Raw genomic sequence first — 14,556 nt, forward strand, 5'->3', positions numbered from 1 at the left:
GTTCCTTACCTTCACGCACACCGGGGGCAGACCGATGGCCGAGCGCATGCTGAAATTCGTCTCTGTGGCGCAGGAGCAGCCGGACAAACGGCCTGCCGAGGCGCGCCGCAAGGATTTTAACGAGATTTACGCCGAATTCGTGCCTGCGAAGGCCGAAACGCAGGCCTCGCGCTGTTCGCAGTGCGGCGTGCCCTTCTGCTCGGTGCATTGTCCGCTGGGCAACAACATTCCCGACTGGCTGATGATGACGGCGGCAGGCCGGATGCAGGAGGCGTATGAACTCTCCTCCGCAACCAACACCTTCCCCGAGATCTGTGGCCGCATCTGCCCGCAGGACCGCCTGTGCGAAGGGAACTGCGTGATCGAGGAAGGGTTCGAAAGCGTCACCATCGGCGCGGTGGAACGCTACATCACGGACACCGCCTTCGATAACGGCTGGGTCAGGCCGGTCGTGCCGGTGGCTGAACGCAATGAAAGCGTGGCCATCATCGGGGCTGGTCCCGGTGGTCTGGCGGCTGCCGTGCAGTTGCGCGAACAGGGCTATCAGGTCCACGTCTACGACCGTTACGACCGCATTGGCGGCCTGCTGATGTATGGCATCCCCGGCTTCAAGCTGGAGAAGGACATTGTCACGCGCCGCCACAGGCTGCTGGTGGAATCGGGCATTACCTTCCATCTCGGCAAAGGGGTCGGCGATACCGACGGGGCGGACAGCATCGCGTTCTCCACCCTGCGTGCGCGCCATGACAGCGTGCTGATCGCGACAGGCGTGTACAAGTCGCGCGATATCGGCGGTCCCGGCGCGGGGCTGGGCGGCATCGTGCGCGCGCTGGATTATCTGACCGCGTCCAACCGTGTCTCGCTTGGGGATACGGTCGCGGAATATGACAGTGGCGAACTGAATGCGGCAGGCAAGTCGGTTGTGGTGATCGGCGGTGGCGATACGGCCATGGACTGCGTGCGCACGGCCATCCGGCAGGGCGCGAAATCGGTCAAATGCCTGTACCGCCGCGACCGCGCCAACATGCCCGGTTCGGTGCGTGAAGTGAAAAACGCCGAGGAAGAAGGTGTCGAGTTCGTATGGCTCGCAGCCCCGCAGGCGTTTGAAGGCGACAGCAGCGTAACGGGCGTGCGCGCCAGCCGCATGAAGCTGGGTCTGCCCGACGCGAGCGGTCGCCAGTCGGTCGAACCGGTTGAAAACAGTGCGTTTACGCTGGAAGCGGACCTTGTGGTCAAGGCGCTGGGCTTCGATCCCGAACCGCTGCCCACCCTGTGGGGGCAGCCGGAACTGGAGGTTTCACGCTGGGGCACGCTCATGGTCGATCGCAAGACATTCATGACCAGCCTGCCCGGCGTGTTTGCGGCAGGCGATATCGTGCGCGGGGCCAGTCTGGTTGTGTGGGCCATCCGCGACGGTCGTGACGCGGCAGCCCGGATGCACGAATGGCTTGAGGAAATGACGGCGGCGCAGGCCGAGGTGGCGGAGTAAGCATGATGGACCAGTTTGAACAGCAGCCGACCGATTTCGTGCAGGAATGGGAAGCGAACGCCAAAGCCATCTCCGGCCTGTACAGTCCGGCGGATGAGCATGACGCCTGTGGCGTGGGCATGGTTGCGGCACTGGATGGCAAGCCGCGCCGCGACGTGGTGGAAGCCGGTATCGCGGCGCTGAAGGCCGTGTGGCACCGTGGCGCGGTCGATGCAGACGGCAAGACCGGCGATGGCGCAGGCATTCATGTCGAGATCCCGCAGGACTTCTTTGCCGATGCGATCCACGCAGGTGGCGCCGAAGGCGGCGTGGACAGCCAGATCGCCGTTGGCATGGTCTTTCTGCCCAAGACCGATATCGCGGCGCAGGAACGCTGCCGCCAGATCATCGAAAGCGAGATCCTTGCTTTCGGCTACAGCATCTATGGCTGGCGGCAGGTGCCGATCAACACCGACTGTATCGGTGAAAAGGCCAACGCCACCCGCCCGGAAATCGAGCAGATCCTGATCCGCAACCTGCCCGGCAGCGCGGAAGACGAGTTCGAGCGCGACCTGTACATCATCCGCCGCCGGATTGAAAAAAGCGCGATCGCCAATCAGGTGGACCTGTATGTGTGTTCGCTGTCGTGCCGGTCGCTGATCTACAAGGGCATGTTCCTGGCCGAACATCTGACGGTGTTCTATCCCGACCTGCTCGACCCGCGTTTCGTCAGCCGTTTCGCGATCTATCACCAGCGTTATTCGACCAACACCTTCCCCACATGGAAGCTGGCCCAGCCTTTCCGTCGCCTTGCCCATAATGGTGAAATCAACACCATTTCGGGCAATGTGAACTGGATGAAAAGCCACGAGACGCGGCTGGCCGATCCCGTGCTGGACCCGTATATGGAAGACCTCAAGCCCGTCGTGCAGGCGCAGGGGTCCGATACGGCGTGTTTCGACAATGTGTTCGAACTGCTGACCTTCGCCGGGCGCGACGCCCCCATGGCGCGTTGCCTCATGATCCCGGCCAGCATCGGCGGCAATTCCGCCATGCCGAAGCGGCACAAGGACATGTATTCCTACTGCAATGCCGTGATGGAGCCGTGGGACGGCCCTGCCGCGCTGTGCGCCACGGATGGCCGCTGGCTGGTGGCGGGTCTGGACCGTAGCGGCCTGCGTCCGCTGCGTTATACCGTGACCAGTGACGGGCTGCTGATCGTCGGTTCCGAAACCGGCATGGTCAAGGTGCCCGAAGCCAAGATCGTAAGCCGCGGGCGGCTCGGGCCGGGGCAGTCGCTGGCCCTCGACCTGAAAACGGCGAAACTGTACAGCAATGACGAACTGCTGGACGAACTGGCCGGCCGTCAGGATTTCGGTAGCTGGGTCCAGCGCACGCATGAAATCTCCAGCATCGTGCGCCCCGATGGCAGCGAGCCGGTGCTGTATGACGCCGAAACCCTGCGCCGCCGCCAGCTTGCCGTAGGCATGACGCTGGAAGACCTCGAAACCATTCTCCAGCCGATGGTGGAAAGTGCTTCCGAAGCCATCGGGTCTATGGGCGACGACACGCCGCTTGCGGTGCTGTCCACCCGTTATCGCGGGCTTGCGCATTACTTCCGTCAGGCTTTCAGCCAGGTCACCAATCCGCCCATCGACAGCCTGCGTGAAACGCGGGTGATGAGCCTGGTGACGCGACTGGGCAACCTTGGCAACATCCTTGAGGAAAGCGAGACGCAGTGCGACCTGCTCCAGCTTCCTTCCCCGGTGCTGACCACGGGTGAATTCCAGGCGCTGGTCGAATTCTGTGGCAAGGATGCCTGCATCATCGACTGCACCTTCCCCGCGGCGGAGGGTGAAGCCGGACTGCGCAGCGCCATTGCACGCATCCGCGCGGAAGCCGAGGACCGCGTGCGTCAGGGCTGCACCCATGTCTTCCTGACCGATGAACACCAGTCCGGGGACCGGGCCTATATTCCGATGATCCTCGCCACGGCTGCGGTGCATACGCATCTGGTGCGGCAGTCGCTGCGGACCTTCACCTCGCTGAACGTGCGTTCCGCCGGTGCGCTCGATGTGCATGCCATTGCGGTGACGATCGGCGTGGGTGCCACCACGGTCAATCCGTATCTGGCGCAGGAAAGCATCGCGGACCGGCACCGGCGCGGGCTGTTCGGCAACCTGTCACTGTCGGATTCGGTCGAGCGGTATCGCAAGGCGGTCAACAAGGGCCTGCTCAAGATCATGTCCAAGATGGGCATTTCCATCGTGGCATCCTATCGCGGCGGCTATAATTTCGAGGCCATCGGCCTGTCGCGCGCGCTGACGGCGGAATTCTTCCCCGGCATGCCCTCGCGCATTTCCGGCATCGGCCTGACCGGCATCGCGCGCAATGTGCTGAGCTTCCATCACAAGGCATGGAACAGGCAGGTTGAGACGCTGTCCGTCGGTGGGCGTTACAAGCTGCGCCGCAGCGGTGAAGTCCATGCCTTTGACGGCAACCTGATCCATATGCTCCAGACCGCCGTGGCGACGGGCAGCTTCTCGGTCTACCAGCGTTACGCGGATGCAGTGCGCCGCCAGCCGCCGGTGGCGCTGCGCGACCTGCTGGACTTCCGTGGCGGGCGCACGCCCATCCCCGTGGAATCGGTCGAAAGCATCACGGAACTGCGCAAGCGCCTGATCGCGCCGGGCATCTCGCTGGGTGCGCTCAGCCCCGAAGCGCATGAGACGCTGTCGATCGCCATGAACCGCATCGGTGCGAAGTCCGATTCGGGTGAGGGCGGCGAAGACCCGGCCCGCGCGAAGCCGCGCGCCAATGGTGATAACGCATCGTCGGCCATCAAGCAGATCGCATCGGGCCGTTTTGGCGTGACCGCGCAGTACCTCAATGACTGCCGCGAGATCGAGATCAAGATGGCGCAGGGTGCGAAGCCGGGCGAGGGCGGACAGCTTCCCGGCTTCAAGGTGACGGGCCTGATCGCCCGGCTGCGTCATGCGACCGAAGGCGTGACCCTGATCTCGCCCCCGCCGCACCACGACATCTATTCGATCGAGGATCTGGCCCAGCTCATCTACGACCTCAAGCAGATCAATCCTGAAGCCACGGTTACGGTGAAGCTGGTCGCGCGTTCGGGCATCGGCACGATTGCAGCCGGTGTCGCGAAGGCGAAGGCGGATGCGATCCTGATCTCGGGCCATTCCGGCGGCACGGGTGCAAGCCCGCAGTCCTCGGTCAAATATGCGGGCATGCCGTGGGAACTGGGGCTGGCGGAAGCGCATCAGGTACTGATGCTCAACCGCCTGCGCCACCGGGTGAAGCTGCGTACCGATGGCGGGCTGAAAACCGGGCGCGACGTGGTGATCGCCGCCATGCTGGGCGCGGAAGAATTCGGCATCGGCACCGCCAGCCTCGTCGCCATGGGCTGCATCATGGTGCGTCAGTGCCACTCCAACACCTGCCCGGTGGGTGTGTGTACGCAGGATGATGAACTGCGCCGCAAGTTCGAGGGCACGCCGGAGAAGGTGATCAACCTGTTCTCCTTCATTGCCGAGGACGTGCGCAACATCCTTGCCTCGCTGGGCTTCACCTCGCTCAACGAGATCATCGGCCGCACCGACCTGCTGCATCAGGTGCTGCGTGGGGCTGATTATCTGGACGATCTGGACCTCAACTCGCTTCTGGCGCAGGCGGACCCCGGCCCTTATGGCCGCTACTGCACCCGCGAAGGCCGTAACGAGGTGCCGGAGACGCTGGATGCACAGATGATTGCGGATGCGCGGCCGCTGTTCGACCATGGCGAGAAGATGCAGTTGCAGTACAACGTGCAGAACACGCATCGCGCGATCGGCACGCGCATTTCCTCGCTGATCGTGCGGCAGTTCGGCATGACCAAGCTGGCGCCGGGGCACCTTACGGTGCGTCTGCGTGGGTCGGCGGGGCAGTCGCTGGGTGCGTTTGCGGTGCAGGGCCTCAAGCTTGAGGTGCTGGGCGATGCGAACGACTATGTGGGCAAGGGGCTTTCGGGTGCGACCATCGTGGTCCGTGCCTCCCCGTCCTCCAGCCTTGTGTCGAACGAGAACGCGATTGTCGGCAATACCGTCCTGTATGGCGCGACAGCGGGTGCGCTGTATGCGGCGGGGCAGGCGGGTGAACGCTTTGCTGTGCGTAACTCGGGCGCTACGGCGGTGATCGAAGGGTGTGGATCGAACGGTTGCGAATACATGACCGGCGGCACCGTGGTCATCCTTGGCGAGATTGGCGACAATTTTGGCGCGGGCTTCACCGGCGGCATGGCGTTTGTGTATGACGCAAGCGGCACGTTTGCCGAGCGTGTAAACGCCGATACCGTCATGTGGTGCCGCGTGCAGGACCCGAAATGGGAAGCCGTGCTGCGTGAGCAGGTCGAGATCCATGCACGCGAAACCGGCAGCCGGTATGCCGAACTGCTGCTGCATAACTGGGACAAGACGCTGCCGCGCTTCTGGCAGGTCGTGCCCACGGAATATGCGCGCGTGATCGGTTTCGAAGCACCCGCACTGGCACGTGGTGCGTGAAATCAGGGCTGACCTGATGACGGGATAAGGCGGCGGGGCCGGGCAGCAATGTCCGGCCCTGTCTGTTTTTAAGGCGGAATATCGGCCTGCGGGGTCGCACATGCGACCATGACGCACTAGATTCAGGATAAAGGGAATCGCGAGGCCGGTGCGCATGCGCTGGCTTCGCCCGATCTGATGGGTGTGCCTGATCTATGTCCAAAGCGTATTTTTCCGCCCCCGTGGCCGGTGCCACCACCACATCCCGCGTGCGGCGCGACGTTGCCGGGGAATCCGGTGGCGCACCGGCGCTTGCGGGGCTGCCGCGATGGGATCTGTCGGATCTGTATGACGGGCCGGAAAGCCCGAAGCTCGTCACCGACCTCGATCAGGCCGATGAGGACGCGCAGGCTTTCGCCCGTGTGTGGCAGGGCCGTCTGGACAGCCTGCCCGGCAGCGAACTGGCGCAGGCTCTAGCCGAATACCAGCGCATTGATGAGGTGCTGGGCCGTGCCGGTTCCTATGCCCAGCTTCTGTTCGCGGCCAATACATCGGATTCGGGCGTGGGCCGTTTCGCGCAGTCGATCAATGAACGGCTGACCGGCATTTCAACGCATCTCCTGTTCTTCACGCTGGAAATCAACCGTATCCCCGATGATGTGCTGGCCACGCAGCTTGCGGACCCGGCGCTGGCGCACTGGGGTCCGTTCCTGCGCGACCTGCGGGTTTTCCGGCCCTACCAGCTTTCGGACGAAGTCGAAGCTGTCCTGCATGAAAAATCGGTCACGGGTGCCGCCGCCTGGAACCGCCTGTTCGATGAGACGATGGCCGGCCTGCGCGTGCGTCTGGGCGGGGAGGAAGTCACGCTGGGCAGCGCGCTCGACACCATGTCCAGCCCCGACCGCGCCACGCGTGAACGTGCGGCCCGCGCCATTGGCGATGTGCTGGGGGGGAATGTGAAACTGTTCTCGCTGGTGACGAACACGCTGGCGAAGGACAAGGCCATCATGGACGGGCTGCGCCATTACCCGCGTCCGACTTCCGCGCGCAACTGCGCCAACATGGTCGAGGACGAAGTGGTGGACGCGCTGGTTCAGGCCGTGACCGAAGCCTATCCCCGCCTGTCGCATCGCTATTACGCGCTCAAGGCCAAATGGCTGGGGCTGGAAAAGCTGGAATACTGGGACCGTAACGCCCCGCTTACCACGCAGGACGAACCGCTGATCACATGGCCCGACGCCACCCGGCAGGTCATGGCGGCGTATGAGGGCTTTGACCCGCGCATGGGTAAGGTCGCCCGGCAGTTTTTCGATAACGCATGGATCGACGCCCCGCCTGTTCCGGGCAAGGCGTCCGGTGCCTTCGCCCATCCGACCGTGCCGTCCGCCCATCCCTATCTTCTGCTCAATTACCGTGGGCGCACGCGCGATGTGATGACGCTGGCGCATGAACTGGGGCATGGCGTCCATCAGGTTCTGGCGGGCGAGCAGGGCTATCTCATGTCCAACACGCCGCTGACACTGGCCGAAACCGCCAGCGTGTTTGGCGAGATGCTGACCTTCCGCGCCCTGCTGGATGCGCAGACCGACCCCGCCCGGCGCAGGCTGATGCTGGCCGCCAAGGTGGAGGACATGCTCAATACCGTGGTGCGCCAGATCGCCTTTTACCGGTTCGAGACACTGGTGCATGACGAACGCCGCAAGGGCGAACTGCTGCCTGCGCGCATTGGGGAGATCTGGCGGCAGACGCAGGTTGAAAGCCTGGGCCCGGCCTTCAGCTTCACCCCGGATTACGATGCGTACTGGACCTACATCCCGCATTTCATCCATTCGCCGTTCTATGTGTATGCCTACGCCTTTGGTGATTGTCTGGTAAACGCGCTATACGGGGTTTTCCGGTCCGGTCATCCGGGTTTCCAGGACAAGTATATCGACATGCTGCGCGCAGGCGGCACCAGGCGGCATAAGGAACTGCTGGCCCCGTTCGGACTGGATGCGGCAGACCCCGGATTCTGGCAGAAGGGGCTGGATGTGATCGCCGGATTTATTGATGAACTGGAGCGTGTCTGACGTGGCGGATGAACGGAATCTCGATAATACCGGCCTGTTTGGCGAATTCCGCCGCATGGTGCGTACGTCGGGCACGGTGGGCGGCATCGCGGCGCGTATCGCCGGGCACAAGATGGGGTTCAGGTCCAACCAGACCATCCATGCCGAGGACCTGAAAAGCGTGCTGGGCGGCCTGAAGGGGCCGCTTATGAAGGGCGCGCAGCTTCTGTCCACGATCCCCGGCGCCCTGCCGGAGGAATATGCCAAGGAACTGGCCCAGCTTCAGGCCAATGCGCCCGCCATGGGCTGGAATTTCGTCCGTCGTCGCATGGCTACCGAACTGGGGCCGAACTGGGAGCGTAATTTCCGCTCCTTCAACCGGGAAGCGTCTGCCGCGGCCAGTCTGGGGCAGGTCCATCGCGCGGTGCTGCCCGACGGGCGGCCTGTCGCGTGCAAGCTGCAATATCCCGACATGCGCTCGACCGTGGAATCCGACCTCAAGCAGTTTCGCATGGCGGTGGGGCTGTTTTACCGTCTGGACAGCACGATCTGTCAGGATGACGTGCTGGAAGAACTGCAGGACCGGCTGTACGAGGAACTGGATTACCAGCGTGAAGCGGCGAACATGCGGCTGTATCGCCTCATGCTGGCGCAGTGGTCGGACGTGACCATCCCGGCCCCCATCGACAGCCTGTGTACCCAGCGCCTGCTGACCATGGACTGGGTCAATGGCCGTGGCATCCAGAAGGTGCTGGATACCAATCCCACGCAGGAAGAGCGTAACAGCATGGCCCGTGCCCTGTTCCGGGCATGGTATGCGCCGCTGTACCGCTATGGCGTGATCCATGGCGACCCGCATATGGGCAATTTTACCGTGCGCGATGATTACGGCATCAACCTGCTCGATTTCGGGGCCATCCGCATCTTCCCCGCGCGCTTCGTGCAGGGAATCATCGACCTGCACAGGGCGATCGAGACGGATGACGAGGATCTGGCCTATCATGCCTATCAGGCATGGGGCTTTACCAACATGTCGCGCGATACGATGCGGGTGCTCAATGAATGGGCGCGCTTCATCTACGGTCCGTTGATGGAGGACCGTGAACGCTTCATTCAGGAAGATAACGACCCGCAATATGGCCGCGCGGTGGCTGAACGGGTCTATGCCGGTCTCAAGCGCACGGGGGGCGTGCAGCCGCCGCGTGAATTCGTGCTGGTTGACCGTTCCGCCGTGGGGCTGGGCAGCGTGTTCCTGCGCCTCAGGGCAAAGGTCAACTGGTATCAACTGTTTCAGGAAATGGCCGCCGACTTCGATGAGGCCGCGCTGGCGCGCCGTCAGGCCGAAGCTATGCGCGAAGCCCGCGTGCCGCCGCCGCTTGGCACGCATGGCTGAACGGCGGGAGTAGGGATGGAGCCGCATACAGCCCTTGTGCTGCGGCGGTTTTATCCCCACTTTCCTTAACCATGGCGACAGCATCCCGCAGGAAAAAGAAGACTACCGATATCGATCCGGCTGACAGGCCCGTCCTGTTCCAGCCGGAACGTCAGCCCGCGAAACCACGCACCCATACCTTTCGCGTCAGTTCCCCCTATGAACCGGCAGGCGACCAGCCCACCGCCATTGCCGAACTGGTCAGCGGCGTGGAAAAGGGCGAACGCGATCAGGTTCTGCTGGGCGTGACCGGTTCGGGCAAGACCTTCACGATGGCCAAGATCATCGAGGCCACGCAGAAGCCCGCCCTGATCCTCGCGCCCAACAAGACGCTGGCCGCCCAGCTCTATGCCGAGATGAAACAGTTCTTCCCCGACAACGCGGTGGAATATTTCGTCAGCTATTACGATTACTACCAGCCGGAAGCCTATGTGCCCCGGTCGGACACGTATATCGAAAAAGACAGCCAGATAAACGAACAGATCGACCGTATGCGCCATGCCGCCACGCAGGCGCTGCTGGAGCGTAACGATGTGATCATCGTGGCCTCGGTTTCGTGCATTTACGGTATCGGCTCGGTCGAGACCTATTCGCGCATGGTGGTCAAGCTGGAGGTCGGTGGCGAGATCGACCGCGACCGCCTGATAAAGGGGCTGGTCGAACTTCAGTACCGCCGTAACGATGCCGCCTTCCAGCGCGGCACCTTTCGCGTGCGTGGCGAGACGATCGATGTCTTTCCCGTCCAGAACGAGGATCGGGCATGGCGCGTCAGCCTGTTTGGCGATGAGATTGACGAAATTATCGAATTCGATCCGCTGACCGGTGAAAAGACCGGTGATCTGGAAGCCATCAGCATCTACGCCAACAGCCATTACGTGACGCCGCGCCCCACGCTTACGCAGGCGATGACGGGCATCAAGCAGGAACTGCGTGAAACGCTGGCCCGCTTCAATGCGGATGGCAAACTGCTGGAGGCCGAACGCCTGCAGCAGCGCACCACCTTCGATCTGGAAATGATCGAGACCACGGGCGTCTGTAAGGGAATCGAGAATTATTCCCGCTACCTGTCCGGTCGCGCGCCGGGTGAACCGCCGCCAACCCTGTTTGAGTACCTGCCCGAGGATGCGCTGCTGATCGTGGATGAAAGCCATGTGACCGTGCCGCAGATCGGCGGGATGGAACGCGGGGATCATGCACGCAAATCCGTGCTGGCCGAATTCGGCTTCCGCCTGCCTTCCTGCCTCGACAACCGCCCGCTTACCTTTGCCGAATGGGATTCCTACCGGCCGCAGACGGTCTTCGTCAGCGCGACTCCCGGCCCGTGGGAAATGCGCCGCACGGAGGGCGTGTTTGCCGAACAGGTCATCCGCCCCACCGGCCTGATCGACCCGGTCACCATCGTCCGGCCGGTTGAACATCAGGTCGATGACCTGCTGGCCGAATGTCGTCTGACCATTGCCGATGGTGGCCGCGTGCTTGTCACGACGCTGACCAAGCGCATGGCTGAAGACCTGACCGAATACATGAACGAAGCCGGTATCCGTGTGCGGTACCTGCATTCGGATGTGGATACGCTGGAGCGTATCGAGATCATCCGCGACCTGCGGCTTGGCGCGTTCGACGTGCTGATCGGCATCAACCTGCTGCGCGAAGGGCTGGATATTCCCGAATGTTCCCTTGTCGCCATTCTGGATGCTGACAAGGAAGGCTTCCTGCGTTCGCGCACGTCCCTGATCCAGACCATTGGCCGCGCCGCGCGCAATGTGGAAGGGCGCGTGCTGCTTTATGCGGACAGGATGACCGACAGCCTTGCCTACGCCATCGAGGAAACCGCCCGCAGGCGCGAAAAGCAGAGCCTGTGGAACGAGGAACACGGCATCACCCCCCAATCCGTGCGCAAGCATATCGGCGATGTCATTTCGTCCGTGTTCGAGCAGGATTACGTGACCGTCACCCCCACGGCGGATGGCAGCGTGCAGGAAATGGTCGGCAAGGATTACAAGGCCGCCATTGCCGAACTGGAAAAACAGATGCGCGCGGCCTCGGCGGAACTGGAATTCGAGACAGCCGCCCGCCTGCGTGATGAAATCCGCAGGCTGGAAGCCTTGGAACTGGGCATGGTTCCGCCCCCGCTGCCCCAGTCCAGTGCGGGGCGTCCGGGCACCAGCCCCAAGGCCATCGCCCGGCGCAACCGTGGCCCCGTGCCGCTGGGGCCGGGGGGCGGGGGCTATGACCCGGAACAGGCGAAGGGAAGGGGAAAGCGACGTGGACGATAGGACCACCTCCTTCAACATGCCCTGCACGGGCCAGCGCGAACGCGAAATGACGGCGGTTGTCGAACTTGAGGCCGGCGGCGCGAAGCTGGGGCTCATGCCCGATGTGGGCGGCAGCATCGCGTTCTGGCGGTGTGGGGAGATGGACCTGCTGTGCCCGGTCAGTGATCCCCATCTGATCGCCCAGCACGGTCGTGCCGTGGCAGGTTATCCGCTGGTGCCGTTTTCCAACCGGGTGGCGGGTGACCATTTCCGTTTTGAAGGGGTGGACTATCACCTCGCTCCCAGCTTCGGCGGGGAGAACTGCGCCATTCACGGCAACGGGTGGCAGCGGCGCTGGGGGCTGGACAGGCTGGCCAACAGCAGCGCCACGCTTACCCTCGATCACGCGCCCACGCGCGACCTGATGGGGCAGTGGCCGTTCAGCTACCGCGCGCAGTTGCGTTACGACCTGCGTGAAAACGGGCTTTCCATCGGCATATTGCTTGAAAATACCGATACCCGCGACCAGCCGGTGGGCATGGGCTTTCATCCTTATTTTCCCCGTCATGCCGGGCTGAAGCTGGGTTTTGCCGCCAGCAGCGTATGGACAAACGGACCGGACCACCTGCCTGCCCTGCGTGTGCCGGTGGAAGGGGAATGGTCCTTCGCCCATATGCGCGATGCAGGGCAGGAGCCGATCGACAACTGTTATGCGGGGTGGTCCGGCAGTGCCTTCCTGCGCTGGCCGCGCGAAGGTTATGCGCTGACGGTGGAAGGCAGCCCCGAACTGCGGCATCTGGTAATTTTTACCCCACCCGGCCAGCCCTATATCGGGCTTGAACCGGTCAGCAACATGACCGATGGCTTCAATCGCCCGATCATTGCCGATAGCGGCGTGCGCGTACTGGCGCCGGGCCAGAAGATGGAAGGGCATATCCGCATGACGGTGACACGGTGCTGACAGCGGGCAGGTCATCCACGGCCAAGGGGGGAAAACCGGCCACGGGCGGGCTGTCATGTTATATCACACCCGCCGGAATCGCGGCCATGCGCACCGAGCTTAATGCCCTGCTGCGCGATGAACGCCCCCGGATCGTGGAAATTGTATCGTGGGCCGCAGGCAATGGCGACCGTTCTGAAAACGGCGATTACCAGTATGGCAAGCGCCGGCTGCGTGAGATCGACCGCCGCATCCGCTTCCTGACCAAGCGGATCGATAACGCCATTATTGTCGATCCGGCCGCCCAGCAGCAGCGCGATCGGGTGTTTTTTGGCGCTACGGTCACATATGTTGATGAACGCGATGCGGAACGCACCGTTACAATCCTTGGTGTGGATGAGGCGGACATGACGGCGGGGCAGATCAGCCTCGTCTCGCCGGTGGCGCGCGCACTCATGCGTGCGGCGGTGGGCGATGAAGTCAGGCTGACAACGCCACGGGGGGATGAAATGATCGAGGTACTGGGCATTTCCTATCCCCCTTTGCCGTAATGGGGGGCTGGCCGTGTGGCTGAAGGCATATTATGACATTTGGGCGCGGGCCGTTTCAGTTTGTGACGTCCGGCGCGAACCGGTCCTGTGCGGAGATACTGATTAGATGCCACGCCCCCTGAAGGTCGCCGTCCAGATGGACCCGCTTGGCGGCATCGACATCAATGGCGATTCAACCTTTGCCCTGATGCTGGAAGCACAGGCGCGGGGATATGAACTGTTCGTCTATCAGGTCGAGGCCCTGAGCCTGAGCGAGGGACGCCGCACGCCTGACGCCCCGCGCGCGGCACGGGTGACCGCCCGTGCCCGCCCGGTAACGGTGCAGCGCAAGGCAGGCGCACATGCGACCTTTGGCGATGAACAGGTGATCGACCTGTCCGCCATGGATGTGGTGCTGATGCGTCAGGACCCGCCTTTCGACATGGCCTATATCACCGCCACCCATATCCTTGAGCATATCCATGGTGTCGGTCCGGGCCGCGCGCTGGTGGTCAACAACCCCGCGGCGGTTCGCAACGCGCCCGAAAAGCTGCTGGTCACGCATTATCCCGATCTCATGCCCCCTACGCTGGTGACGTGGGATGTGGCGGCGATAAGGGATTTCCGTGCGAAGTGGGGCGACATCATCGTCAAGCCGCTTTTCGGCAATGGTGGCGCGGGCGTGTTCCGCATCCGTCAGGATGATCCGAACCTGAACGCCCTGCTGGAAATGCATTTCGCCCGCTCACGCGAGCCGCTGATGATCCAGCGTTACGAACCGGCGGTGCGCAAGGGGGACAAGCGCATCATTCTGGTCGATGGCAGGCCGGTCGGCGCGATCGACCGCATCCCGGCGGAAGGGGAGACGCGGTCCAACATGCATGTGGGCGGTCGCCCGGTGCGCGCGGAACTGACCGCGCGCGACCGTGAGATATGCGACACCATCGGGCCGTTCCTGCGCGATCAGGGCCTGATTTTCGTGGGGATCGACGTGATTGGGGAATGGTTGACCGAGATCAATGTCACATCCCCGACCGGACTGCAGGAAATCGACCGCTTTGACGGCATCAATACGGCGGGCCTGATCTGGGATGCGATCGTATCGCGTCTGGCTACGGTTGACGTGGGCGCGTAAGGATTGGAAACGGTGTCCATGGCAGGCGCGGTGATCGTGACTGCCGTGCCATGTGGCATGGCATCGTGTATGGATTACAGGCGGCTACGCGGGCCGGATGGGCGCGCGGGCAGGTCAGGTGGAAGTGTAATGCAGCAGAACGGAACGGATTTGATCATGGCGGATGCGGTGCGGAAGGGGGCGGGCGATGCCTTCTTTCATGGCAAGGGCATG

8 protein-coding genes are annotated in these 14,556 nt (G+C 63.0%); all 8 read left to right on the forward strand.

Annotated features, from left to right (window positions below; genetic code table 11):
• The first annotated feature begins 34 nt into the window (after nucleotides 1-34).
• The 8 genes from KSAC_RS12905 to gshB all read left to right on the forward strand — a co-directional run bounded on the left by KSAC_RS12905 (nucleotide 35) and on the right by gshB (nucleotide 14,343).
• Nucleotides 35-1,489: an NAD(P)-dependent oxidoreductase gene (locus KSAC_RS12905; RefSeq protein WP_132305722.1), complete on the forward strand. Its 1,455-nt coding sequence runs from the start codon at nucleotides 35-37 to the stop codon at nucleotides 1,487-1,489.
• 2 nt (nucleotides 1,490-1,491) lie between these two features.
• Nucleotides 1,492-6,024 carry a glutamate synthase large subunit gene (gene gltB / locus KSAC_RS12910; RefSeq protein WP_110547130.1) on the forward strand — a complete coding sequence of 1,511 codons (4,533 nt, stop codon included), beginning with the start codon at nucleotides 1,492-1,494 and terminating at the stop codon, nucleotides 6,022-6,024.
• A gap of 194 nt (nucleotides 6,025-6,218) precedes the next feature.
• Entirely contained in the window at nucleotides 6,219-8,072 is a 1,854-nt protein-coding gene (locus KSAC_RS12915) for a M3 family oligoendopeptidase (RefSeq protein WP_132305724.1), read from the forward strand.
• Nucleotides 8,053-9,444, forward strand: coding sequence for an ABC1 kinase family protein (locus KSAC_RS12920; protein ID WP_110547128.1), 1,392 nt, complete (start codon nucleotides 8,053-8,055; stop codon nucleotides 9,442-9,444). Before KSAC_RS12915 ends, KSAC_RS12920 begins: the two co-directional genes overlap by 20 nt.
• A 71-nt stretch (nucleotides 9,445-9,515) precedes the next feature.
• On the forward strand, nucleotides 9,516-11,759 hold the full coding sequence (uvrB, locus tag KSAC_RS12925; protein WP_102324559.1) for an excinuclease ABC subunit UvrB: 2,244 nt from the start codon (nucleotides 9,516-9,518) through the stop codon (nucleotides 11,757-11,759).
• Nucleotides 11,760-11,805: 46 nt separating this feature from the next.
• On the forward strand, nucleotides 11,806-12,699 hold the full coding sequence (locus tag KSAC_RS12930) for an aldose 1-epimerase (protein WP_132306271.1): 894 nt from the start codon (nucleotides 11,806-11,808) through the stop codon (nucleotides 12,697-12,699).
• Nucleotides 12,696-13,229 carry a transcription elongation factor GreB gene (greB, locus tag KSAC_RS12935; protein ID WP_207918838.1) on the forward strand — a complete coding sequence of 178 codons (534 nt, stop codon included), beginning with the start codon at nucleotides 12,696-12,698 and terminating at the stop codon, nucleotides 13,227-13,229. The genes KSAC_RS12930 and greB overlap by 4 nt, the downstream gene beginning before the upstream one ends.
• 106 nt (nucleotides 13,230-13,335) lie before the next feature.
• Complete coding sequence (gene gshB, locus KSAC_RS12940; protein ID WP_132305728.1) at nucleotides 13,336-14,343, forward strand: glutathione synthase; 1,008 nt, start codon at nucleotides 13,336-13,338, stop codon at nucleotides 14,341-14,343.
• Nucleotides 14,344-14,556 lie beyond the last annotated feature (213 nt).

The organism is Komagataeibacter saccharivorans (assembly GCF_004348195.1).
GTDB classification, from domain to species: Bacteria; Pseudomonadota; Alphaproteobacteria; order Acetobacterales; family Acetobacteraceae; genus Komagataeibacter; species Komagataeibacter saccharivorans.

Coding starts and splice junctions, on each gene's coding strand:
- KSAC_RS12905 (WP_132305722.1), top strand. CDS start 35: ATGGCCGAGCGCATGCTGAAATTCGTCTCTGTGGCGCAGGAGCAGCCG.
- gltB (WP_110547130.1), top strand. CDS start 1,492: ATGATGGACCAGTTTGAACAGCAGCCGACCGATTTCGTGCAGGAATGG.
- KSAC_RS12915 (WP_132305724.1), top strand. CDS start 6,219: ATGTCCAAAGCGTATTTTTCCGCCCCCGTGGCCGGTGCCACCACCACA.
- KSAC_RS12920 (WP_110547128.1), top strand. CDS start 8,053: ATGAACTGGAGCGTGTCTGACGTGGCGGATGAACGGAATCTCGATAAT.
- uvrB (WP_102324559.1), top strand. CDS start 9,516: ATGGCGACAGCATCCCGCAGGAAAAAGAAGACTACCGATATCGATCCG.
- KSAC_RS12930 (WP_132306271.1), top strand. CDS start 11,806: ATGACGGCGGTTGTCGAACTTGAGGCCGGCGGCGCGAAGCTGGGGCTC.
- gshB (WP_132305728.1), top strand. CDS start 13,336: ATGCCACGCCCCCTGAAGGTCGCCGTCCAGATGGACCCGCTTGGCGGC.